Raw genomic sequence first — 22498 nt, forward strand, 5'->3', positions numbered from 1 at the left:
CTCTCCGAATCTACGGAATGTGATGCCGCGCTGTCTGCTCGTAATGCGGACCTCTTGCCTCCTTCGGCAGATGATCCAGGGTGACGCGGGGTTGGAGGGCACGTCATCCCCCGTCACCTCTCGTCATCTGCCCAGCTCAGGGCGGTGCGGCCGAAGGTGGTTCCAACGCGGCCAAACGGCTGGGGCTTGGACCAACTGAGGTGATTCGACGTGCAGATGATGACAAGAAGGGGAGTTCAGTGGATCTCCTGCGCAGCCGATGACCCGGACGAGTGCCGGGAAGCCTGGCTGGTTGACCCTCGACGCCCCTACGCGTTTCCGGCTGGACGCTTCTTCGACGTCGTGGTGGTCGGACAGCGGGTCGGGCTGGAGACGTTCGACCAACTCCAGCGCCACGGTATGCCGCTCGGGCCCGTGATGGCGGACCGCGCCTCCGGCCAGGTCGGCTTCTTCGTCCCCACCTGGGCGCGTGAGCCGTTCCGCCGCATGGTCCGGCAGGAGTCGGCGCAGGAAGCACCTGAGTACCGCTATCTGGGTGAGGGCTCGGTAGTGGTCGTTCCCGGGCCGATGCCTCTGACGGGGGATCGCTACATCTGGCTCCGGGCTCCGATGCGTCGACCGGAAGCGTCCCCCTCGCGCATTGCTGCGCTGGCCGCGATGTTCGTCGCCGCGTCGTCTGTCGTGGCTCGGGCGGACCGATACGGCCGTGAGCAGACGGCCGCCTCCGCGGAAGGGGAAGCCACCCATGCCGGCTGACCACGAACACAGCAGCGACAGCGCGAGCTGGTCCCCGCTCGACAGCGAGGAGTGGTACGCGGCGCGGGACGCGGTCGCCGGGCTCCGGGACGTACTGATCGCTGCTGGGATGGAACGCGACTTCCCGTACCTGCGCGCCGACCTGAACGCCTTCGGACACGGGCTGATCGAACTCGGCCGCATCTCGCCTGAGACGGCCGAACGGCTCACGGAGCTGCTGCGGCGGGCACTGGAGAGCACGTACGAGGTGCCGGGCACGGGCACGAACGGCCGTCAGCAGCGGAACGACTGAGCAGAGCGGATGAGGTGGACGACGTGACGGACCCCAAGGGCGTATGCGCTCGACCTGCGGACTGCCTCACCCCAGGTGTGGCCTACGTACGCGGCTGGGCGGAAGGCAAGCGCGCTGCTGACGGCCTCGCGGAGATGCTGCGCGCGGTCGGCCTGGATGTGGAACTGCCGGGGCTCAAGGCCGACGTGAACGTCTTCGGGGACGGCGTCGTCACTCTCGGCACGGTACGTCCGGACGCGGCGCGGCTGCTGGCCGACTTGCTGACGACTGGACTCACGGCAGAGATGGCATGCCAGGAAGACGGCCGTCCTGGGCTCGGAGGTGCTGCTGACAGTTCAGCGGCATAGCACCGTCCGGGCAACAAGCCTGCCAAGCAGCAAAGGTGGCTCGTCGTCGGCCGGGACCGGCGCCCCAGCGCCGCAGCCCGAGCCGACGACGAGCCACCTGCATGTCTGCTGAGCCATGAACTTGGGAACCACCGGAGCCCAGTGGTTGCTGGGCTCCTGATCAGGCAATGCGTCTGCTCCGTAGGGTCGGTGGACACTCCTGGCGAACCTTGTTGACCCTCGTTTGCCGCCGGTACGGGCACGCGACGGGCACGGAGCAAACAGGGTCGGCTCCCCTGTGGGCTCCAGAGAAGTGGCTGAGCACCGGTCATCCATCAAGCCAGCGGCTATCGGGCGCCTGGCATCTGCGCGTGGTCGTGTGATAAAGTGCTCTCCGCGCTCAGGTGCAGGAGCTGGACATAGGTCCTAGTGGCTCGCAGCCAGAAGCTTCACAGAAGGATGGAGATCCAGGTATCGAATCCTGGCGGCTTCTGCCGTAGCTCAAGAGAGAGCCCGCCTTTTCAAAGAGGGGCCGCTTTCGCGGCCCCTCTTTTATTTAGATGCCCATGCGCGCGAGCCCCTCCTCTAGATCTTCTTGCTTGATGCAGATCGCGGCGTAATAGTGTCTGGCGTACCCCTGTATCTTGCGCAGGCGTTCATCCTTATTCCTAGGGATACCTGGACCGAATTCTTCGATGTCTTCGAGAGCCACGTCGACCCATGTCGATACGGAAAGGGCATCAGCGATTATCCGATTGGCGCAACGGGCCAGGTTCTTGACGACAGCTAGCGTCATGACGACCTCTCCCGTGCCAACGGTAAGGGGATCGCCTTCTTTGAAGCGTCGTGGAGCGTAAGTGGTTTGCTTCTTCCAGCCTGCCTCAGCTCCTCGGCTGAGAGAATTAGCCGCCTCTGTTAGGCGCTCATCAACTATCCCACCCCTGTGAGTCAGGCAGTTTCGCATTTCTCTCAGGACATGGAATTGTGAGAGGCTGTCCACGGGGAAGTCCTGTGTTGCTGCTCTTTCCATGGTCGCGTGCATCTTGCTTGCGGGTGTGGAGTTCGCTTTCTTGGTCGTCAGCTTCCCCTCGCGCGCCAGCAGTCCCAGACATGATCGTACGTAGTCCTCGTGCATTGCCAGTAGATAGGGCAACGCCATCCCCGCTACGTGGCTGCCAGAGTTTTCGAGGATTTCACTCGCCTGGCTGATAGAAAGGTTGAATCGCTCAATTTCGACGATGTGCGGGAAGATTTTTGACAGTGGTACATCGGCCTTGACCATGGGCTGCAGTAGGTGAGAAGCCAACCCGGCCCCTGCCAATAGGCCCATGACGCTATCATTAACATCTTTTCTCATTTTTTCGTGCATTCGAAAGGCAGGGAAATGCACTAATGGTGATGACCGATTATTCATTCGCATTCTTTCAATGGCTTCCCGTAGTCTAGAATCCATGCTCTGTCTCCTCGTGTGAATGAAAAGGCGTCGGGGTAACAGTGGCGGATGGGGTCAGTGCAAGTCACGATAGGGCGTTCTGAAGCCCTTCGATTCCCTCGAACAGTTCGTCGTATGTGAGTATGCGAACGTCCTTCAGGGCAGATCTGAAAACTTCAAATGAGTGACGAGCGCTTTGGCTCATTTTTTCGATGCTCAAATCCCCGATGATTAGGGTGCATGAAGGGCTGATCGCCCGTAGGGTGGGAGTGGAAAAGGTTAGGTTTGTGAGTTCGCGCATCAGACTCTCTTTGTACGTCAGGACCTGAACGCACGATCCCGCAAGTTCGCGAGAAGGGGCGAATGTGTTATTTCTGTAAGGGGAAGGCTGTAGCAGTCGAGTCGACGGCGTCTTGATCTCAAGTAGGGCGCAGTTGCCTGAGTTTTGGGCCAGGAAGTCGAGAACGTTTCCTCCGGAGTTGGACACGCTCTTTCCGCCTACGTAACATTTACTCAGGAGGGTGTATGCTTTTCCTCCCATGGTGATAGACAATACTTCTGGTCGTTCTGTGAAGAAAGTCTGCCAGAATTCTTCGCTGTCGTTGCTGCGCTCCCGCTCCCAGATTGACAAGGATTCTGTCAAGCGGTTTACCGCGGGTGTCGACTCCATAGATTGGCTATCGATGCGCTGCAAATGTTGCTCGCGCATGCGGAGCAGTGCATCGACTGTGTAGGTATAGGGCTCTTTGTCTATTGTGTCGTGATGCGTAGGGCAGAGAACGATAATGTTGTCCCCTAGGGCTTTTTCACGGATAGCGGAGCTATCCAGATGTCTGAGACCTCCGGGCGAGAGGGACGAAATATGAGCGAGTTCCAGCAATGGAAGCCCGTTGTCAAGGGTCCTGGGGGAGGAGCAATTGGGGTAGGCGCACTGCCATCCTGCTAGGCGCGCTGCCCGCCGCGCTGTTGCCCGCGAGACGCGTTGCCGCCCTGCAACATGTCGTGCGGGCCTGCCATCTGTGGTCATCCTCTGATACTGCCCGAAGAGCCGGGTATGTGGGCTGGAACTTGAGACATGGAGCAACTCGACCTGCTCGCGCTTGCGCCTGACAGACGCTCCGCAAGATGGAACTGGGTTGGTGAGAGTCATGAGATACGCGACAGGCGTACAGGAAGATCGAGAGGTGCCCCTGAGACTCCAAGCGGAGAAAGTGAGCCACGATGATGGGAGACATGTCGAGCGCCTGCAGGTGGCCCCCTCAGCCACCCACCGACACCAGCCACGCTTCAACGCTTCTGATCATTGACCCGCAGATGCCTCCGCGTAGCCCCAGCTGGCCGCTAGGCGTTGGCGGGACCGGCCTTGTCGACTCCGACGAAGCCGGGCGCCGCGCCAAGGGTCTTCTCAGCTTTCCGCACTGGGGGGAGGGCCGGTAGCGTTGCCCGCTTGGTCGTGCTGCGCGCTGTGCGGGCTGGGGGCGGCGCGAGCGGCGCGGAGATAGAACGGGCGGCCACGGGCCGCCTTGAAGACGTAGGGAAAGTCTGAGCCAACTCCCACTCAGAGGGGGTACGTCAGCTCCAAGTCGTTGCCTGGCAGGTGCAGCTCTTCCAGAGTGAGCGGTCGGTCGTCAGAGTTCCGCGTGACTCGCAGGAGTTGGAGGACCGGTACACCATCCGGAAGGCGCAGGGCTTCCGCTTGGTCTGGCAGGGGCATGCGGGTGCGGACGTGCTCGGTGAAGTGGAGTTCGTGGCCTAGGGCCGACAGAGCTTCGTAGAGTTCTGGCGCGGGAGGCGGGGGCTCTTCCTCGAACCTCGTGCCGACCAGTACGGAGAAGGGCACGTACGTGCGGTGGAGCTGGCGGAGCGGGCTGCCCTCGGCCGTCTGGAGCACGTCATACGTGAACAGCGGCTCGCCCGGTGGTACGCGGAGTAGGTCCGCCAGGGCGACCGGGGCGTCCGTGCGGGTGGCTGTGGGTCCTTCCGCGTTGGCCCAGCGGATGCCGTCCGCCTCGACGTAGCGGCCGTCCGGCTCGCGGCGCACGCCGCGTGGGCGGGTGAGGCTCGGGCGACTGTGGGGGGAGCGGACGAAGCCGCCGCGGCCGGCCATGACTTCGACCAGCCCAGAAGCTCGTAGCTCTGCAATGCCCTGGCGCACGGTCGGACGCGTGACGCTGAACTGCTTCGCCAGAGTCTCCTCCGACGGCAGCGGCTGGCCCGACGGGTAGGTGCCGTCCATGATGCCGGCACGCAAGTAATCCGCGATCTGGCGGTACTTGGGCTGTTTCTGCTGCTCGTGCGGCTTCTGCTTCGGCATCGGGTCTCCGGTTCTCGGGCTCGTCGTCAGCGCGTACAGCGTCTCTCATCCCAACACGGTTGACAACCCGTACTACGGGTGGTCACTCTGGACTCTCCGCAACCCGTAGTACGGGTTGTCAAGCAAGTTGGAGGAAGGGCCTTCGGCTGCGACAGACAAGGAGTTCAGACAGTGGTAGCTCTACCGATTGATACGGCGAAGTTCACGGGGATCATCTGCGCCGTGGCCCCAACGCCGCGCATCGCCAACCGGGAGACCGGACAGCTTCGCGTCGACCGGGACACCGGCCAGACCGTGTATCAGGTGGGCCTCTGCCTGATGTCCGGGAGGTCGGCCGATGTCGTCACGGTGAACGTGCCGGGGGAGCCGTCGGGCGTGCAGAACGGGGTGCCCGTCCAGGTCCGGGACCTGGTGGCCACGCCGTGGGAGAACGAGGGGCGGCACGGCGTCTCGTTCCGCGCCACCGAGATCAAGCCCCTCACGGCTCCGGCGGCCTCGTCCGCGTCCGGTTCGTGGGCGACGGCGTCCGGGAAGGGGGCCGGACAGTGATCGCCCTGGCCTCCGCGAATTCTGCGGGCTCCGCCTCGTCGAGCTGGGTTCTCGTCGTGGCCGCAGCGCTGGTGTCGGGTCTGCTTCTGGCAGGCCCGGCCCTGCGCCGGCGCTATCCGGTGGCCTGGTGGGTGTGCCTCGGGTTTCCGGTGGTGTGCATACGGGTCGTGCGGACCTGGCGGCCGTTGATGGCCGGCTGCGGGCTGGCGGTGAGCCGTAAGGCGGCGCTGATGGTCGTCTCCGGGCTCGTCGGCAACGGTTCCGCTCCGCCACAACCTCGGGTGCCTCACCGAGGACTCATACGGCCGACTCGGGGCGGCTTCTGGTTCCTCATCCGGCTGCTGCCGGGGCAGGTGCCGGAGGACTTCGTCAAGGCAGCTCCTGCCATGGCGCATGACTGGGAAGTGCACGCGGTCCGCGTGACGACGTGGAAGCCCGGTCTCGTTCGGGTGGTGGCCTCGGCCAGTGATCCGCTCAAGGCGCCACAGACGCCGAAGCAGCGGGGCGCGGGGCGACTGCTGCGCGTCGCCGTCGGGGCGCTGGAGACCAGTGCTCAGTGGGTCATCGACCTTCGAGCGGTGCCGCACTGGCTCATCGTGGGCGCCACCCGATCGGGCAAGTCGACGCTGATCAATGCCCTCGTCGCGGGCCTCGCTCGACAACCGGTCGCGCTGGTCGGCATCGACTGCAAGGGCGGCATGGAACTCTCGCTCTACGGCCCTCGGCTGTCCGCGCTGGCGACCAACCGGGCGCAGGCGGTCAAGCTCCTCGGCGCGTTGGTCGACCTGACCTTGGACCGGATGACGGTCTGCCGCGCTGCGCGGGTCCGGAACGTCTGGGGGCTGCCGGAGGACGAACGGCCCGTGCCGATTGTCGTGATCGTGGACGAGCTGGCGGAGCTGTTCCTGGTCGCCAGCCGCAACGAGAAGGAAGAAGCACAGGCGGCGAGTACGGCTCTCATCCGACTGGCGCAACTCGGAGCGGCACTCGGCGTGTTCCTCGTCGTCGCCGGGCAACGGGTCGGCTCGGATCTCGGGCCGGGCGTCACGGCCCTCCGCGCTCAGCTCGCCGGCCGTGTCTGCCACCGGGTGGCCGACCCCGGTACGGCGGAAATGGCGCTCGGTGACCTCAACCCCGATGCATTGCACGCGGCGCAGTCGATCACACCCGAACAGGCCGGTACGGCGGTGCTCGCCTCGGCCGACGGCTGGGACCGTGCCCGGTCCCACCTGGTCTCGGAGACGGAAGCGGAGCGCGTTGCCGCCGAGTATGCGCACCTCACGCCCCACGTGCCGGAGCTGGTCACAGCAGGGGGCGGAACCTCGGCGGACGACGTTCCCAGGGCACGGCTCGAACGACTCGACGGCGAAGAGAACGAGTGAGAGAGGGGGTGGATTCCCGTGATCTTTTCCGTATCCGCCGTGGTGCTGCTCGGCCTCCTGATCTGGTTCCTGCTGCGCATCCGGTACTTCCGGTGGGCCGAGGTGCTGATCTGTTCGACCTTCGGTTTTCTCCTGGGCGAGACCGGGGCCGGGCCTGTCGTTCAGGGAGTCCTGGACGGCCTCGGCGGACTCCTCAGCCAACTGAGCTGAAGGGAGGAGTCGCCCAAATGATCTCCATGAAAAACGGCTCCCGACGGGGCGCGAAGTCGCCAAACCCGACCCCGTCAGGAACCCACTCCATCCGCTACGTCAGCAGTGAAAGGAGCAGTCTCACTTTGTCCACTGCGCATCGATCGCGCAAACCGTCGCGCCGCCCCTGGTGCGACCTGAAGGACGACGCTCACCTGAAGTGCCAAGGTTCCGAACAGGTGGTCCTGGCCGACCGCGAGGGCGCTGAGCGGCGCGTCTGCCCTGCGCACGCAGCCTCGCTCTGGCTGACGGACCCGAGTCTGCGCTTCTCCGCGAAGACTCCACCGGAAGCCATCGCCGCAGTGATGCGGCAGGCGTTCGGGGGTGGCCGATGACGGAGGCCAGTGAAGTAGTCGCGGCGCTCATCGAGCGCGCAGGGCGGTCGGACTTCGACGGCTGGCGGCGGAGCGTCCTCCGCCTCGGCGGCTGCACCAACCCCATTCACCTCGTCGGCTCCGCCGCGTACGTGGACGCTGCAACGGGGGCGGCGCTCCACTCGTACACCTCGGAAGCGCTCGGCGGTCGGCTCCTGGTCGCGTGCGGCAACCGCCGGGCGACGGTCTGTCCGACCTGCGCTCAGCTCTACCGCGCGGACACGTACCAGCTCATCCGGGCCGGGCTGGTCGGCGGTAAGGCGGTCGCGGAGACGGTGAGCGGGCACCCTCGGGTGTTCGCCACCCTCACCGCTCCGAGCTTCGGTCCCGTCCACTCGCGGCGTGAGCGGGGCGGCCGAGTGCTGGCCTGCCGTCCGCGGAAGGCGGGGGAGTGCTGCCCGCATGGCGATCCCGTCGGGTGCCATACCCGTCATGCGGCGGACGATCCGCGACTCGGTGAGCCGCTGTGTCCACGCTGCTACGACTATGCCGGCGCCGTGCTCTGGCAAGCGCAATCCGGTGAGCTGTGGCACCGCTTCACGCTGGAGCTTCGGCGCGTGCTGGCTCGGCGTGCGGGGCTGTCCCGTTCGACGCTGGCGGATGCGGTACGGCTCTCGTACGCGAAGGTGGCGGAGTACCAGCGGCGGGGCCTCGTGCACTTCCATGCCGTTGTCCGTCTCGACGGGCCTGGCGGGCCGGGGGAGTCACCTCCTCGCTGGGCAACGTCGGGTCTCCTGTCGGACGCCGTACGGGAAGCGGTCGGCCGGGCGCGGGTGGTCGCGTATGGGGCCGACGTGGTCGGCTCGCGCGTGCTGCGGTTTGGCCGGCAGTTGGACATCCGTGCGGTTCCGGCGGCCGACTCGGCGGACGGGCTGTCCTCGTCGGCAGTCGCGGGCTACATCGCCAAGTACGCCACCAAGGGTGCCGAGTCGGCCGGGGCCGTCGACGGGCGTATCCGGCACGGCAAGGACCTGGCCACGCTGCCCGTGCGGAATCACGTGCTCCGCATGGTTGGCACCTGCTGGTGGCTCGGCGGGCTGCCTTCCTTCGAAGAGCTGAGGTTGCGGCGCTGGGCACACATGCTCGGCTACCGGGGCCACTTCTCGACCAAGTCCCGCCACTACTCCACCACCCTCGGCGTGCTGCGCTCGGCCCGTGCTGAGCACCGTGAGCGCGAACAGCGGTCCGCGCTCGGCTTGGACGACCGGGACGCGGTCCTCGTCGGCCAGTGGCGCTACGCGGGGCGGGGCTACAGCCCGGAGGCGGCCCTTCTCGCCGCCTCTGTCCGGAGGGGCGGTGACGGACATGGCGCGTAACCGCACAGAACTCCTCACCGTCCGCGAGGTCCTGAACGAGTTGGGAGGCGTTTCCCGGCGCACCTTCTACCGCTGGCGCGAACTGCGCACGGCTCCTCGCTGCATTCGGTTGCCCAACGGCGAACTACGGGTCCGCCGTGACGCGCTGGAGGACTGGCTGGACGACCGGGCGGAGGGGGCGACATGAAGTCGTACAAGGTCTCCGTCTGGAAGCTCACCACGAACCGGACGACAAAGAAACCGACCTACCTGGTCCGCTGGACTGTGGACGGACAAGCGTTCAGCGAGTCGCACAAGACGAAGGCGCTCGCCGACCGTTTCCGGGCCAAGCTGCTTCGGGCGGTCGACAAGGGTGAGCCCTTCGACACGGTGACTGGGCTGCCGGACTCCCTGCGGGGCGGCAGGGCGGCACTGAGCCTGTTGGAGTTGGCGATCAAGTACGTCGACCACCGGTGGCCGACTGCTTCGGCAAAGCAGCGGGACAGCATGACGGACGCTCTGGCGGTCGCTGTTCCGGCCCTGACGAAAGCGATGCGCGGTCGGCCCGAACCCCGAGTCCTCCGCCGGGCGCTGCGCTCGTACGTGCTGCCGACTCATCGGCGCGAGCAGGAGCGGCCGGACGAGATCGCGGCGGCTGTTCGCTGGTTGGAGCGGGCTTCGCTGCCCGTTGCGGAGCTGACGGACATCGACCGGGTTCACACGTTGGTGGATGCGCTGGGCCGGAAGCTGGATGGCAAGCCTGCTGCCAACCAGACGTACCGGCGCCGCAGGGCAGTCACGTACAACGCGCTGGAGTACGGCGTCGAGCTGGAGCTGCTGAGCGCCAACCCGCTCGACAAGGCGCGACGGAAGCGTGGGCAGCAGCCGGTACAGGAGGTCGACAGCCGCGTGGTGGTCAACCCGCGGCAGGCGCGGGAGTTGCTCACGGCCGCTACCTACGTCGGCGGATGGAAGCGGGCATCCGGGCGACGGTTGCGGGCTTTCTTCGGCTGCATGTACTACGCGGCCACCCGACCTGGGGAAGCGCTCGGCCTCCGCCGTTCTGACTGCCATCTGCCTGCCAAGGGATGGGGCCGGATCACCGTGGAGGTGACTCGTCCATCGGCCGGGAAGTCCTGGACGGACAGCGGGGAGGCGCACGATCGGCGTGGTCTCAAGCAGCGGGGTGCGGGTGAGGTGCGCATCGTCCCGATTCCGCCTCCGCTGGTGCGGATGCTGCGGGAGCACCTGGACGAGTTCGGTACGGCTGAAGACGGTCGGATCTTCAGCAGCGAGCGGGGCAACGTGGTTGCTTCCTCGTCCTACTACCGGGTGTGGACTCGGGCCCGAGAGTTCGGCCTGCTGCCCGAACAGGTCTCCACGGTGCTGGCAGCCAAGCCGTACGACCTGCGCCATGCCTGCGTGTCCCAGTGGCTCAACTCCGGGGTACCGGCGCCGGAAGTCGCCAGGCGGGCCGGCCACTCGGTGGAGGTCCTGCTGAAGATCTACGCCAAGTGCATCGACGGTCAAGAGGACGAGATGAACGCGAGGATCATGAAGGGCCTCGAAGAGGAGGAAGCGACAGGGCACGAGTGAGTGGCGAGTGAGTGACTGAGTGAAGCCCCGGAGCGATCCGGGGCTTTCGTCGTGCTCGGAACCACTACGCAAGACTGCTGAAAGAGCAGCGCTGACCTGCGGGAACGGGCCCCAAGATCATGACGCCATTACAACGTGATCACTGTCATCGGGCTGCTGCCGACGGCGTTCAGCCGCACCTGATCGCCCACACGACAAACGCCCCGCAACCAGCATCCAACCTGGTCACAGGGCGTTTCGGCACTTCGTTCAAAGTACCCCCGGCAGGATTCGAACCTGCGCACACGGCTCCGGAGGCCGTTGCTCTATCCCCTGAGCTACGGGGGCGTGCCGTTTGGGCGGCGACAGGTAGAACAGTACCAGGTCACCGGTGGTGGGGTGGAAATCGGTGAGGGCGGGGTGCGGGAGGGGCGGTGGAAATGGGCAAAAGCCGGACGCGGGGGGAGGGGCGCGCCTAGGCTTCTGGGTGTGCCAGGTATGTCCGGCCGGGTGCTGGTTGTCGACGACAGCAGCGTCATCCGGCAGTTGATCAGGGTCAACCTCGAGATCGAGGGCTTCGAGGTGGTGACCGCCGCCGACGGTGCCGAGTGCCTGGATGTGGTGCACCGTGTCCAGCCCCACGTGGTGACGCTCGATGCGGTGATGCCGCGTCTGGACGGTGTGCGGACGGCGGAGCGGCTGCGGGCCGATCCGCGGACGCGGCACCTGCCGCTCGCGCTCGTGAGTGCGTGCACCGAGTTGGAGGGTGAGGGTGTGGTCGGTGGGGAGAGAGGCGTGGACGTCTTTTTGTCGAAGCCGTTCGAGCCTGCCGAGCTGGTGCGGATGGTGCGTCGGCTGATGCACGGGAGGCCGGGTCCCGCCGTGGAGGGCGAGGGCGGCGGTCGGGGGGCTGTGACCGAGGTCCTTGAGCCGTAGCCCGTCATAGGTCTCCCCGAGGCGGCCCGCTCCCGAGGGGAGCCCGCCCTGTGGGCCGCGCGCGGTGATCGGTGGGCAGCTGTGTGTGGTCGGTGGTGCCGTGTGCGGCTCCGGTGGCGTCCCAGGGGGCGAAACCGGCTCGCGCGTACCCACCCCACCTCCCATACGCTTGCTCTGTGACACCCGCCCAGCTCTCGCGCATCATCCGGCACGTGCTGTGCCGTGCGCTCTGCGACGATCTCGGGAGCGTGCGGGATGTGCCCGTCGTCGTCGAGTCGCCGCCGCGCCGGGGAGGCGGGGACTACGCGACCGGGGTCGCCTTCCGGGCCGCCGCGCTCACCGGACGCTCTCCGCGCGAGATCGCGGAACTGGTCTGCGCGCGCCTGATCGGGCCCGCGACAAATCGGCACGACGCGACGAGTCGGGTCGGGGCATTCGAAGAGGTGTCTTTCGAGGTGGCGGCCCCCGAGCACCTCGTCGCCGATGCCCGCGTCGTCGGTGGCGGGTTCGTCAACGTCACCCTGACCCCGCAGGCCCGCGCCGCGCTCGTGCGCGGTCTGGCCGCGGGGCGGCCGGCCGGGGCGCCGGATCCCGTGGCGGAGCCCGGGGTCGTGCCGAGTGACGCGCCCGCTCGTGACATCTCCCGGTGGGCGGAGTGCACCGGGGAGAGTCCCGCGGCGCTCGCTGTCCGTACGGAGCGTGGCAGTTCGCTTTTCCGGGTGCAGTACGCCCACGCGCGCAGCTGCTCGCTGCTGCGGAACGGGAGGCGGCTCGGTGTGGAGCCGGTCGCCGAGGACGCGGAACCGCTGGTGCCCGCAGGCGCCAGGTTGCTGGCGTTGCTGGCGGATCGGGCGCGGGTCACGGCGCCTGCCCGGCTGGCGCGCCACCTCGACGCGGTGGCGGGCGCCTTCGCGGTGTTCCGGGAGACGGCTGAGCCGTTGCCGCGCGGTGAGGAGAAACCCGCGGCCGCGCACCGCGGCCGGCTGGCCCTCGCCGAGGCCACCGGAGCGGTGCTGGCAGGCGGCCTGTCCCAGCTCGGCGTCACCGCACCCGCACACATCTGAGACGTACAAGGGACACAGGGACTCCAGATCATGAGCCGTTCCGCACACCCCGCAGGACCCCGCCACGGCGACGTCCTCCCCGAGGGGCATTTCACCGCGCCGCCCGCCGACCTCAACGCGCTGGACCCGCGCGTGTGGGCGCAGACCGTCGCACGTACCGGCGAGGGCGCCGTCGCGGTGGGCGGGCTGGACGTCCGCGCGCTCGCGGAGGAGTTCGGCACGCCGGCGTACGTGCTGGACGAGGCGGACTTCCGGGCCCGTTGCCGTGCGTGGCGGGACGCCTTCGGGCAGGACGCCGACGTCTTCTACGCGGGCAAGGCCTTCCTCTCGCGCGCGGTCGTGCGCTGGCTGCACGAGGAGGGGCTGAACCTCGACGTGTGTTCGGGGGGCGAGCTGGCGACCGCGCTGGCTGCCGGGATGCCGCCGGAGCGCATCGCGCTGCACGGCAACAACAAGTCGACCGAGGAGATCGCTCGGGCCGTCGAGGTCGGGGTGGGCCGGATCGTGCTGGACTCCTTCCAGGAGATCGCCCGCGTCGCGCACGTGGCCAGGGCGCTGGGGCGGCGGCAGCCGGTGCAGATCCGGGTGACGGTGGGTGTGGAGGCGCACACGCACGAGTTCATCGCGACCGCGCACGAGGACCAGAAGTTCGGTCTGGCGCTCGCGGGGGGCCAGGCGGCCGAGGCGGTGCGCCGGGTGCTGGGGCTGGAGAGCCTGGAGCTGACGGGTATCCACTCGCACATCGGCTCGCAGATCTTCGACATGGCGGGCTTCGAGGTGTCGGCCCGCCGCGTGGTGGGGCTGCTGACCGAGGTGCGGGACGAGCACGGGGTGGAGCTGCCGGAGATCGACCTGGGCGGCGGTCTGGGGATCGCGTACACGCCCGAGGACGATCCGCGTGAGCCGCACGAGATCGCCAAGGCGCTCGGGGACATCGTGACCCGCGAGTGCGAGGCGGCGGGGCTTGCGGTGCCGCGGCTGTCGGTGGAGCCGGGGCGGGCGATCGTGGGGCCGACGGCGTTCACGCTGTACGAGGTCGGCACGCTCAAGGAGCTGGAGGGGCTGCGGACGTACGTGAGTGTGGACGGCGGCATGTCGGACAACATCCGTACGGCGCTCTACGACGCCGAGTACACGGTGGCGCTGGTCTCCCGTTCGTCCGAGGCGGAGCCGATGCTCAGCCGGGTGGTCGGCAAGCACTGCGAGAGCGGTGACATCGTGGTGCGGGACGCGTTCCTGCCGGCCGACCTGGCGCCCGGTGACCTGCTGGCCGTGCCGGCCACGGGCGCGTACTGCCGGTCGATGGCCAGCAACTACAACCACGCGCTGCGTCCGCCGGTGGTCGCCGTGCGGGACGGGCGGGCGCGGGAGATCGTGCGGCGTGAGACGGAGGAGGATCTCCTGCGGCTCGATGTCGGCTAGCGAGATATACGTCCCACATACTGGACTCGGCGTGGAATCTCCGGTCCGGTAAGTGAGACTTGAGCACCGACAGCTGTGCTCGGGTACAGACGGACGTCAGACGGAAACCAGACGGAAAACAGACGGAAAAAGAGGTCGAATGATGCGTACGCGTCCGCTGAAGGTGGCGCTGCTGGGCTGTGGGGTCGTCGGCTCAGAGGTGGCACGCATCATGACGACGCACGCGGACGACCTCGCCCAGCGGATCGGCGCCCCCCTCGAACTGGCGGGGGTCGCCGTCCGCCGCCCCGACCGCGTCCGTGCGGGCATCGACCCCGGCCTGGTCACCACCGACGCGGCGGCGCTGGCCGCCCGCGAGGACGTCGACGTCGCGGTCGAGGTCATCGGCGGCATCGAGCCGGCGCGCTCCCTGATCACCTCGGCGTTCGAGCACGGCGCCAGCGTCGTGACGGCGAACAAGGCGCTGCTGGCCGAGGACGGCGCGACGCTCCACGAGTCCGCCGAGAAGCACGGCGTCGACCTCTACTACGAGGCGGCCGTGGCGGCCGCCATCCCGCTGGTGCGGCCGCTGCGCGAGTCGCTGGCCGGTGACGAGGTGGGCCGTGTCCTGGGCATCGTCAACGGCACCACCAACTTCATCCTCGACCGCATGGAGTCCACCGGCGCGGGCTACAGCGAGGCGCTGGACGAGGCGACCGCGCTCGGTTACGCGGAGGCCGACCCCACCGCCGACGTGGAGGGCTTCGACGCGGCCGCCAAGGCGGCCATCCTCGCCGGTATCGCCTTCCACACCCGGGTGCGCCTGGACGACGTGCACCGCGAGGGCCTGGCCGACGTGACGGCCGCCGACATCGCCTCCGCGAAACGCATGGGCTGCACCGTCAAGCTGCTGGCCATCTGCGAGCGCGCGGCGGACGGCCGCTCGGTGACGGCGCGGGTGCACCCCGCGATGATCCCGCTCAGCCATCCGCTCGCCTCGGTGCGCGAGGCGTACAACGCGGTCTTCGTCGAGTCGGAGGCGGCCGGGCAGCTGATGTTCTACGGCCCCGGCGCGGGCGGCTCGCCCACCGCCTCGGCCGTGCTCGGCGACCTGGTGGCCGCCTGCCGCAACAAGCTCAGCGGCGGCAGGGGGCCCGGCGAGTCGGCGTACGCGCAGCTGCCGGTTTCCCCCATGGGCGAGGTGGTCACCCGTTACCACATCAGCCTGGACGTCGCCGACAAACCCGGCGTCCTCGCGCAGGTCGCAACCGTCTTCGCCGAGCACGGCGTCTCCATCGACACCGTGCGCCAGAAGGGGAAGGAAGGACCGCACGACGGGGCCTGGCTCGTCGTCGTCACCCACCGGGCCCCGGACGCGGCGCTCAGCGCCACCGTCGAGGCACTGCGCGGTCTCGACACGGTGCGCGGGGTGGCCAGCATCATGCGGGTCGAGGGTGAGTGAGCATGCAGCGACACTCCGTCCTTGCACGTGAGGGGGCGACGCCCGCACGGCACCGGCGGTGTCCGCGGTGCGCACAGCCCGGTGCCGTGTGCAGCGCGAACAGCCCGGCGCGGTGGGCAGCGCCGGACAAGGGTCAGTAAGGGAGCCAAGGAACAGTGACCGTCATGGAGCCTGAGATGTCTCAGATCCCCGAAGAGGCGTCCGCGCCCGCCGCCCGTGGTGCGGGGCGTCCGCAGTGGCGCGGCATCATCGAGGAGTACCGGGACCGTCTCCCGGTCGCTCCCGACACCACCCCCGTCACGCTCCGCGAGGGCGGCACGCCGCTGGTGCCCGCCCGGGTGCTGTCCGACCTGACCGGCTGCGACGTGCACCTGAAGGTGGAGGGCGCCAACCCCACCGGGTCCTTCAAGGACCGCGGGATGACGATGGCGATCACCCGCGCCAAGGAGGAGGGCGCCCAGGCCGTCATCTGCGCCTCCACGGGCAACACCTCCGCGTCGGCCGCCGCGTACGCGGTACGGGCCGGCATGGTCTGCGCGGTCCTGGTGCCGCAGGGCAAGATCGCGCTGGGCAAGATGGGCCAGGCGCTGGTGCACGGAGCCAAGATCCTCCAGGTCGACGGCAACTTCGATGACTGCCTGGAGCTGGCCCGCGGGCTGTCGGACAAGTACCCGGTCTCGCTGGTCAATTCGGTCAACCCGGTCCGGATCGAGGGGCAGAAGACCGCGGCGTTCGAGATCGTCGACATGCTCGGCGACGCGCCCGACATCCACGTCCTGCCGGTCGGCAACGCGGGCAACATCACGGCCTACTGGAAGGGCTACCGCGAGTACCACGAAACCGGGCCCGCCACCCGTGCGCCGCGCATGTGGGGCTACCAGGCGTCCGGCGCGGCGCCGATCGTGCGCGGCGAGGCCGTCACGGAGCCGAGCACCATCGCCACGGCCATCCGGATCGGCAATCCGGCCTCCTGGACGCTGGCGGAGCAGGCCCGCGACGAGTCGGCCGGCTTCATCGACATGGTGACCGACCGTCAGATCCTCCGCGCCTACCGCCTGTTGGCGGCCCAGGAGGGCGTGTTCGTGGAGCCCGCCTCGGCCGCGTCGGTCGCCGGACTGATCCAGGCGAGTGAGGAGGGCAAGGTCGAGCCGGGGCAGCGCATCGTGTGCACCGTCACCGGCAACGGCCTCAAGGATCCGGACTGGGCGGTGGCCGGTGCGCCGCAGCCCATCGTCGTCCCCGTCGACGCCGACGCGGCGGCCGAGCGGCTCGGCCTGGCCTGAGCCGCGCCGGGGCCCGTCCGCGGGTCCCGGCCCCGGCCGGTCCGCGTGCGGGGCGGACCGCCCACGGGCGTCCGGCCACACGCGGGCGGCGGGCCGCCGGGGAGCCCCCGGCACCGCAGACGGAAGAAACGTATCCCCTCGGGTCGCAGTCGCAGTCGCAGTCGCAGTCGCAGACGCAGCCGCAGCCGCGTCCCGGCCGCAGAGTCCGCGGTCCCCTCGTCGCCGGGACGCAGGCCCAGCGCCGAAGGGGCGGGGCCCCGCTCCGAGCGGGCACGGCCCCGTCCCGAGGGAAGGCGGCCCCGTCCCGAGGGGAAGCGGCCCCGTCCCGGAGGGCGCGGCCCCGTCCCGCACGGAGGCGGGCTCCCGTAGCGGGACTCCGCCGGACGGGGCGCGACCCCTTCCGACACGCTCCGCACGGACAAACCGTGCGGAAGCACGGAGAGGCTCACGACACGCATCGTGCGCCTCCCGTGCGCCCTATGTCGTCAGTGAACCCACCTTCGATAGGCTGAGTTTCACCCCGACCCCCGTAACGTCCCCGCAGCGGGACCTGTGCGGTGCGGTGGCCTGTCCGGCACAGCCACGGTCATCCGGCGCAGCCACGGTCTGGGGAGCTCCGCACAACCGAACCAAGGAGTGTCATCGGAAGATGGCCGGTCCCGCGTTCCGCGCCGCCGCCGTCCGGGTGCGCGTCCCCGCCACCAGTGCCAATCTCGGCCCCGGCTTCGACACCCTGGGCCTCGCCCTGGGGCTTTACGACGACGTGGTCGTCCGTGTCGCCGACGCCGGCGTGCACATCGATATCGCAGGAGAGGGCGCCGAGACGCTTCCCCGCGACGAGAACCACCTGCTCGTCCGTTCGCTGCGCACCGCCTTCGACCTGCTGGGCGGGCAGCCGCGCGGCTTGGAGATCGTGTGTGCCAACCGCATTCCGCACGGCCGCGGCCTCGGTTCCTCCTCCGCGGCGATCTGCGCGGGCGTGATGGCGGCCCGCGCCGTGACCACCGGCGGTGAGGCCCGTCTGGACGACACCGCGCTGCTGGAGCTGGCCACCGAGATCGAGGGCCACCCCGACAATGTGGCCGCCTGTCTGCTCGGTGGTTTCACGCTGGCGTGGACCGACGGCGGTGCGGCGCGTGCGGTGAGGATGGAGCCCGCCGCGTCGCTCGTCCCGGTGGTCTTCGTCCCCGCGAAACCCCTGCTCACGCAGACCGCGCGGGGGCTGCTTCCGCGCACCGTTCCGCACGTGGACGCGGCCTTCAACGCGGGGCGTGCCGCGCTGCTCGTCGAGGCGATGACGCGCCGCCCCGAGCTGCTGCTGGCCGCCACCGAGGACCGGCTGCACCAGGAGTACCGCGCCCCGGCCATGACCGAGAGCGCCGACCTGGTCGGCCGGCTGCGGGCCGAGGGCGTCCCGGCCGTCATCTCGGGCGCGGGCCCCACGGTGCTCGCGCTGGCCGCCGACGAGGGCGAGGCCGACAAGGTCTCCCGGCTGGCGGGCGAGGGCTGGACGGCCAATCGGCTGGCTCTCGACGCTGCGGGGGCCAGCGTGCTGCCGCTCTCGGCGGGCCCCGCAGGCGGTTCCCCCGGCTCCGAGTCCGGCAGCGGGAGCGGCGCCGCCGTGGGTGGCGGCTCCCTCACCCCGGGTGCGGGACGAGCGCCGGGTAGATCGGGCGACGGGCCCCGGTGACACCGGGTTGCGGATCTTCGAGAGGGGGAATGTTTGTTGGATCCGGTAGTGTTAACCTCAAGTCTGCACTCGCAGTCTCGTGGACCTCGCACAGAAAGGTGCGATGGTTCGAGGAGTGCGGTGCTTGCGTGTTCCCCTGGCAGCCCCAGCAGGGGCCACCTCTTCTTCCAGGAGCCCCCCGTATTGCTCGGATCACTGTCGGGCAGGGGCGAACACGCTCCGGAGCCGACGTGAAGGACATCCATGTCGAGGCTTCACGCCGAACCCACGTACTGATCTCCCCGCCGTACATCGAGGCGGGACCACCGCCCCGGCGAAGTTCCCCAGCACAGGACCACAGCCGGACAGCACAACCGGTCGCCGAGCCAGACTGGCCGACGTCCGCTCCAGGGAAGGACCCTTCGTGAGCGACACCACCGATCTGATGGGCGTGAACGCCGATACCGCAGCCGACGGTGCCGCGGCGCCCGCCGCTACGGACGCTTCCGCCGCGCCTGCGGCCTCCGGTGCCGCACCCAGGCGTCGGCGCTCCGGCACGGGGCTCGAGGGCATGGTGCTGGCCGAGCTCCAGCAGGTCGCCTCCAGCCTCGGCATCAGGGGCACCGCCCGGATGCGCAAGAGCCAGCTGATCGAGGTCATCAAGGAGCGCCAGGCGGGCGGCAGTTCGCAAGGCGCCTCCGAGCCGGACGGCAAGAGCGCCAAGCCCGCCGACAGCAAGGACAGCAAGTCCGCCAAGCCCGCCGGGGACCAAGCGGCCAAGGACGCCAAGTCCCCCGAGGGCGGCGAGCCCGCCGCCGAGCAGAAGCCGAAGCGCCGCGCAACCTCGCGGACCCGTACGGGCGATGCCGAGGCCGCGCAGCAGCCGCAGGGCGGCCAGCAGCAGATCGACATCCCCGGGCAGACCGAGGGCGACGCCAAGGCGGCCCAGGAGGGCGGCAGGGCGCGCCGCCCCAAGGCCGACTCCGCGGACGCCGCCGAGGGCCGCGGCGACGCCAAGTCCGGCGGTGACGGCGGCAGGCAGGACGGCAAGGACGCCAGGGCGGAGAAGGACGCCAGGGCCGAGCGGTCCGACAAGGAAGGCGGCAAGGGCGGCCCCTCCGGCGACGGCAAGCAGCAGCAGGACCGCCCCTCCAAGCGGGACCGCCAGCGTGACCGCGACCGCGACCGCAACCGCGGCAAGAACGACGGCGGCAACCAGCAGAACCAGTCGGGTGGCGGCGGCGGTGGCGGCCGCCGGGACGAGGCCTTCGACGACGACGGCGGCGGTGGCCGCCGCGGGCGCCGGGGCCGTTACCGCGACCGCAGGGGCCGTCGCGGCGGCCGTGAGGACTTCGAGCCGCAGATCGCCGAGGACGACGTCCTGATCCCGGTCGCCGGCATCCTCGACATCCTCGACAACTACGCGTTCGTGCGCACCTCCGGCTACCTGCCGGGCCCGAACGACGTGTACGTCTCGCTCGCCCAGGTCCGCAAGAACGGCCTGCGCAAGGGCGACCACGTCACCGGTGCGGTGCGGCAGCCGCGTGAGGGGGAGCGGCGCGAGAAGTTCAACGCGCTGGTCCGTCTCGACTCGGTCAACGGGATGTCGCCCGAGGACGGCAAGGGCCGCTCGGAGTTCAACAAGCTGACGCCGCTCTACCCGCAGGAGCGGCTGCGTCTGGAGACGGAGCCGAACCAGCTCACCTCGCGGATCATCGACCTGGTCTCGCCGGTCGGCAAGGGCCAGCGCGGTCTGATCGTGGCCCCGCCGAAGGCGGGCAAGACGACGGTGCTGCAGTCGATCGCGAACTCGATCACGCAGAACAACCCGGAGTGCCACCTGATGGTCGTCCTGGTGGACGAGCGTCCCGAAGAGGTCACCGACATGCAGCGGTCGGTCAAGGGCGAGGTCATCTCCTCGACCTTCGACCGCCCGGCCGAGGACCACACCACCATCGCCGAGCTGGCCATCGAGCGTGCCAAGCGGCTGGTGGAGCTGGGCCACGACGTGGTGATCCTGCTGGACAACATCACCCGCCTCGCCCGCGCCTACAACCTGGCGGCGCCGGCCTCGGGCCGCATCCTGTCCGGTGGTGTGGACTCCACGGCGCTGTACCCGCCGAAGAAGTTCTTCGGCGCGGCGCGCAACATCGAGGACGGCGGCTCTCTGACGATCCTCGCGGCGGCGCTGGTGGAGACCGGCTCCCGCATGGAGGAGGTCATCTTCGAGGAGTTCAAGGGCACCGGCAACATGGAGCTCAAGCTCGACCGGAAGCTCGCCGAGAAGCGGATCTTCCCCGCGGTGGACGTGGACCAGTCCGGTACCCGCAAGGAGGAGATCCTCATGGCGAACGAGGAGCTCCAGATCGTCTGGAAGCTGCGGCGCGTGCTGCACGCGCTGGACCAGCAGCAGGCCATCGAGCTGCTGCTGGACAAGATGAAGCAGACGAAGTCCAACGCGGAGTTCCTGCTCCAGATCCAGAAGACGACTCCGACGCCCAACGGCCAGGACTGAAGGTCCAAGGCCGCTCGCGCGGGGCCCGCGCGGGGACGTCGCCCGGACGGATCACGGCGAGGGCCGTTCCACCACGTACGGTGGAACGGCCCTCGCCGTCTGTTCTGGCTGCTCGGAGCGGGGTCGCCCGGCGCTGAGAGCTTGCCCACAGGCCCGCTCCGCCGCGCGGCGGTGTCGGCTCGCCGGGCGCGGGCACGTCGTCGCAGGTAAAACGGGACCAAGGGCGAGGTGTGAGCCCGTTGCCGCGCCGCTGTCCCGCCGCGCGCGGCCGACGCGCGTGGTGACGCGTTGTGCAACCCTTCCGGCGAGACCCAGCGTCCAGACAGGACAAAGCGTCCACACAGGACACACGCCACGAGCAGGACTGAGGGAAGTGACAATGGCGGGCGACAGCTACGAGGGCGACACGGCGGCAGGAGGCCGCTCCCGGGGCATACGTGCCTCGGGTCGTCGCCGCAGGCCGCGCAGCGGGCGTCGGCGCGCCATGCGAGCCGCCGCCTGGACCGTGGCGGGCGCGGTCGTGCTCGGCGGTACCAGTCTCGGTTTCGTCTATTTCAAGCTGGACGGCAACATCTCCGGCGTCGACATCAACGCGGCCCTGGGGACGGACCGGCCCGAGGACGTGCCCAACGGCTCGATGGACATACTCGTCCTCGGCTCCGACACCCGTGCGGGTGACAACGCGAAGTACGGCCAGGACCAGGGCGGGGCCCGCTCGGACACGGCGATGGTGCTGCACATCAACGAGCAGCACGACAAGGCGTCGGTCGTCTCGATACCCCGGGACACGCTGGTGCAGCGCCCGGCGTGCAAGGGCGACGCCTCGGAGGGCCACAAGAACGTTCCGGCGCAGCGGGCCATGTTCAACAGCGCCTACGAGGTCGGCGGCCCCGCGTGCGCGGTCAAGACGGTCGAGTCCCTCTCCGGCGTACGGATGGACCACTACCTCGAGGTGGACTTCGCGGGCTTCAAGAAGCTCATCAACACCCTCGGCGGGGTCGAGATGACCACCTCCAAGCCGATCCACGACAAGAACAGCCACCTCAACCTCCAGGCCGGCACCCACCAGCTCAGCGGCGAGCAGTCGCTCGGCCTGGTGCGTACCCGGCACGGCGTCGGCGACGGCAGCGACCTGGGGCGCATCCAGCTCCAGCAGGCGTTCGTGAAGGCCCTCATCGACCAGGTCAACAGCGTCGGGCTCTTCAGCAGCCCGAAGAAGCTCTACGACCTGGCCGACACCGCGACCTCGGCGATCACCACCGACTCGGAGCTGGACTCGGTCGGCGATCTGACCGGCATGGCCAAGATGCTCAAGGGCATCAAGTCCGACGACATCCAGATGACGACGCTGCCGGTCCAGTACGACCCGGCCAACCCCAACCGGGTGGTCCAGATCGACTCCAAGACCGACAAGGTGTGGCGGGCGCTCCGGCACGACAACCCGGTGCCGAAGTCGGCGACCAAGGGCTCGGCGGGCGACCAGACCGACATAGGCGGTGTGGTCGGCGGCAAGAAGGCCGCCAGGGCGGCGGCCGAGGAGCGGACCGGGCGCTGAGGGGCCGCCTCGCGACGGACCCGGCCCCCGGGAATATCGGGCGCGGGCCCCCGGTTTTGGGGGGTGCGG

21 protein-coding genes and 1 tRNA gene are annotated in these 22498 nt (G+C 69.0%); 18 read left to right on the forward strand and 4 right to left on the reverse strand.

Annotated features, from left to right (window positions below):
- Positions 1–216 precede the first annotated feature (216 nt).
- Genes DTL70_RS23270 through DTL70_RS23280 form a run of 3 tightly spaced genes read left to right on the forward strand, consistent with a single transcriptional unit; the run spans position 217 to position 1395 of the window.
- Positions 217–756 (forward strand): bifunctional DNA primase/polymerase, encoded by a 540-nt coding sequence (locus tag DTL70_RS23270; protein ID WP_245979652.1) that lies wholly within the window; start codon positions 217–219, stop codon positions 754–756.
- The gene (locus DTL70_RS23275; RefSeq protein ID WP_099884226.1) at positions 746–1048 is read left to right on the forward strand and encodes a hypothetical protein; all 303 of its coding nucleotides are present in this window, start codon (positions 746–748) and stop codon (positions 1046–1048) included. Before DTL70_RS23270 ends, DTL70_RS23275 begins: the two co-directional genes overlap by 11 nt.
- Before the next feature lie 23 nt (positions 1049–1071).
- A complete protein-coding gene (locus DTL70_RS23280; protein WP_245979573.1) occupies positions 1072–1395 on the forward strand; it encodes a hypothetical protein in 324 nt (107 codons plus the stop codon).
- A 535-nt stretch (positions 1396–1930) separates the two neighbouring features.
- Here DTL70_RS23280 and DTL70_RS33280 read toward each other — a convergent pair.
- The 3 genes from DTL70_RS33280 to DTL70_RS23290 form a co-directional block, all read right to left on the reverse strand.
- Positions 1931–2656, reverse strand: a complete 726-nt coding sequence (locus tag DTL70_RS33280; protein ID WP_181861048.1) for a hypothetical protein — start codon at positions 2654–2656, stop codon at positions 1931–1933.
- 235 nt (positions 2657–2891) lie between these two features.
- Positions 2892–3515, reverse strand: coding sequence for a Shedu immune nuclease family protein (locus DTL70_RS33675; RefSeq protein ID WP_181861049.1), 624 nt, complete (start codon positions 3513–3515; stop codon positions 2892–2894).
- An 849-nt stretch (positions 3516–4364) separates the two neighbouring features.
- On the reverse strand, positions 4365–5120 hold the full coding sequence (locus DTL70_RS23290) for a GntR family transcriptional regulator (protein WP_114023917.1): 756 nt from the start codon (positions 5118–5120) through the stop codon (positions 4365–4367).
- A gap of 171 nt (positions 5121–5291) precedes the next feature.
- Between DTL70_RS23290 and DTL70_RS23295 the strand changes: the two genes are divergently transcribed.
- Genes DTL70_RS23295 through DTL70_RS23325 form a run of 7 tightly spaced genes read left to right on the forward strand, consistent with a single transcriptional unit; the run spans position 5292 to position 10565 of the window.
- A complete protein-coding gene (locus DTL70_RS23295) occupies positions 5292–5669 on the forward strand; it encodes an SCO3933 family regulatory protein (RefSeq protein ID WP_114023918.1) in 378 nt (125 codons plus the stop codon).
- Positions 5666–7051, forward strand: coding sequence for an FtsK/SpoIIIE domain-containing protein (locus DTL70_RS23300; protein WP_114023919.1), 1386 nt, complete (start codon positions 5666–5668; stop codon positions 7049–7051). The genes DTL70_RS23295 and DTL70_RS23300 overlap by 4 nt, the downstream gene beginning before the upstream one ends.
- 18 nt (positions 7052–7069) lie before the next feature.
- Positions 7070–7261, forward strand: a complete 192-nt coding sequence (locus tag DTL70_RS23305) for a hypothetical protein (protein WP_114023920.1) — start codon at positions 7070–7072, stop codon at positions 7259–7261.
- A 17-nt stretch (positions 7262–7278) separates the two neighbouring features.
- Entirely contained in the window at positions 7279–7635 is a 357-nt protein-coding gene (locus DTL70_RS23310) for a hypothetical protein (RefSeq protein WP_245979574.1), read from the forward strand.
- Complete coding sequence (locus DTL70_RS23315; RefSeq protein WP_114023922.1) at positions 7632–8990, forward strand: replication initiator; 1359 nt, start codon at positions 7632–7634, stop codon at positions 8988–8990. Before DTL70_RS23310 ends, DTL70_RS23315 begins: the two co-directional genes overlap by 4 nt.
- Positions 8980–9177, forward strand: a complete 198-nt coding sequence (locus tag DTL70_RS23320; protein ID WP_114024264.1) for a helix-turn-helix transcriptional regulator — start codon at positions 8980–8982, stop codon at positions 9175–9177. The genes DTL70_RS23315 and DTL70_RS23320 overlap by 11 nt, the downstream gene beginning before the upstream one ends.
- Positions 9174–10565, forward strand: a complete 1392-nt coding sequence (locus DTL70_RS23325) for a tyrosine-type recombinase/integrase (RefSeq protein WP_114023923.1) — start codon at positions 9174–9176, stop codon at positions 10563–10565. The genes DTL70_RS23320 and DTL70_RS23325 overlap by 4 nt, the downstream gene beginning before the upstream one ends.
- Positions 10566–10820: 255 nt before the next feature.
- Here the strand turns inward: DTL70_RS23325 and DTL70_RS23330 are convergent.
- Positions 10821–10892: transfer RNA gene (locus DTL70_RS23330), tRNA-Arg, on the reverse strand.
- 141 nt (positions 10893–11033) lie between these two features.
- On the opposite strand from DTL70_RS23330, the gene DTL70_RS23335 reads away from it, so the two are divergent.
- The 8 genes from DTL70_RS23335 to DTL70_RS23370 all read left to right on the forward strand — a co-directional run bounded on the left by DTL70_RS23335 (position 11034) and on the right by DTL70_RS23370 (position 22429).
- Complete coding sequence (locus tag DTL70_RS23335; RefSeq protein WP_425470398.1) at positions 11034–11480, forward strand: response regulator; 447 nt, start codon at positions 11034–11036, stop codon at positions 11478–11480.
- 176 nt (positions 11481–11656) lie between these two features.
- Positions 11657–12544 (forward strand): DALR anticodon-binding domain-containing protein, encoded by an 888-nt coding sequence (locus DTL70_RS23340; protein ID WP_114023925.1) that lies wholly within the window; start codon positions 11657–11659, stop codon positions 12542–12544.
- A 30-nt stretch (positions 12545–12574) separates the two neighbouring features.
- Positions 12575–13966 (forward strand): diaminopimelate decarboxylase, encoded by a 1392-nt coding sequence (gene lysA / locus DTL70_RS23345; RefSeq protein ID WP_114023926.1) that lies wholly within the window; start codon positions 12575–12577, stop codon positions 13964–13966.
- Between the two features lie 142 nt (positions 13967–14108).
- Complete coding sequence (locus DTL70_RS23350; RefSeq protein WP_114024265.1) at positions 14109–15407, forward strand: homoserine dehydrogenase; 1299 nt, start codon at positions 14109–14111, stop codon at positions 15405–15407.
- 176 nt (positions 15408–15583) lie between these two features.
- Complete coding sequence (thrC, locus tag DTL70_RS23355; protein ID WP_114024266.1) at positions 15584–16690, forward strand: threonine synthase; 1107 nt, start codon at positions 15584–15586, stop codon at positions 16688–16690.
- A 649-nt stretch (positions 16691–17339) separates the two neighbouring features.
- Positions 17340–18380: a homoserine kinase gene (gene thrB, locus DTL70_RS23360; protein WP_114023927.1), complete on the forward strand. Its 1041-nt coding sequence runs from the start codon at positions 17340–17342 to the stop codon at positions 18378–18380.
- Between the two features lie 403 nt (positions 18381–18783).
- Positions 18784–20874, forward strand: coding sequence for a transcription termination factor Rho (gene rho, locus DTL70_RS23365; protein ID WP_114023928.1), 2091 nt, complete (start codon positions 18784–18786; stop codon positions 20872–20874).
- A 379-nt stretch (positions 20875–21253) separates the two neighbouring features.
- Positions 21254–22429 (forward strand): LCP family protein, encoded by a 1176-nt coding sequence (locus tag DTL70_RS23370; protein ID WP_114023929.1) that lies wholly within the window; start codon positions 21254–21256, stop codon positions 22427–22429.
- The last annotated feature ends 69 nt before the right edge of the window (positions 22430–22498 follow it).

The sequence above is a fragment of the Streptomyces diacarni genome, from assembly GCF_003323715.1.
GTDB lineage: Bacteria > Actinomycetota > Actinomycetes > Streptomycetales > Streptomycetaceae > Streptomyces > Streptomyces diacarni.

What these genes read in the sequence shown, in the direction of transcription:
- thrB (WP_114023927.1), top strand. Translation starts at nt 17,340, where the DNA reads ATGGCCGGTCCCGCGTTCCGCGCCGCCGCCGTCCGGGTGCGCGTCCCC.
- DTL70_RS23370 (WP_114023929.1), top strand. Translation starts at nt 21,254, where the DNA reads ATGGCGGGCGACAGCTACGAGGGCGACACGGCGGCAGGAGGCCGCTCC.
- DTL70_RS33675 (WP_181861049.1), bottom strand. Translation starts at nt 3,515, where the DNA reads ATGCGCGAGCAACATTTGCAGCGCATCGATAGCCAATCTATGGAGTCG.
- lysA (WP_114023926.1), top strand. Translation starts at nt 12,575, where the DNA reads ATGAGCCGTTCCGCACACCCCGCAGGACCCCGCCACGGCGACGTCCTC.
- thrC (WP_114024266.1), top strand. Translation starts at nt 15,584, where the DNA reads ATGTCTCAGATCCCCGAAGAGGCGTCCGCGCCCGCCGCCCGTGGTGCG.
- DTL70_RS33280 (WP_181861048.1), bottom strand. Translation starts at nt 2,656, where the DNA reads ATGGTCAAGGCCGATGTACCACTGTCAAAAATCTTCCCGCACATCGTC.
- DTL70_RS23350 (WP_114024265.1), top strand. Translation starts at nt 14,109, where the DNA reads ATGCGTACGCGTCCGCTGAAGGTGGCGCTGCTGGGCTGTGGGGTCGTC.
- DTL70_RS23290 (WP_114023917.1), bottom strand. Translation starts at nt 5,120, where the DNA reads ATGCCGAAGCAGAAGCCGCACGAGCAGCAGAAACAGCCCAAGTACCGC.
- DTL70_RS23275 (WP_099884226.1), top strand. Translation starts at nt 746, where the DNA reads ATGCCGGCTGACCACGAACACAGCAGCGACAGCGCGAGCTGGTCCCCG.
- DTL70_RS23315 (WP_114023922.1), top strand. Translation starts at nt 7,632, where the DNA reads ATGACGGAGGCCAGTGAAGTAGTCGCGGCGCTCATCGAGCGCGCAGGG.
- DTL70_RS23320 (WP_114024264.1), top strand. Translation starts at nt 8,980, where the DNA reads ATGGCGCGTAACCGCACAGAACTCCTCACCGTCCGCGAGGTCCTGAAC.
- DTL70_RS23325 (WP_114023923.1), top strand. Translation starts at nt 9,174, where the DNA reads ATGAAGTCGTACAAGGTCTCCGTCTGGAAGCTCACCACGAACCGGACG.
- DTL70_RS23310 (WP_245979574.1), top strand. Translation starts at nt 7,279, where the DNA reads ATGATCTCCATGAAAAACGGCTCCCGACGGGGCGCGAAGTCGCCAAAC.
- DTL70_RS23270 (WP_245979652.1), top strand. Translation starts at nt 217, where the DNA reads ATGATGACAAGAAGGGGAGTTCAGTGGATCTCCTGCGCAGCCGATGAC.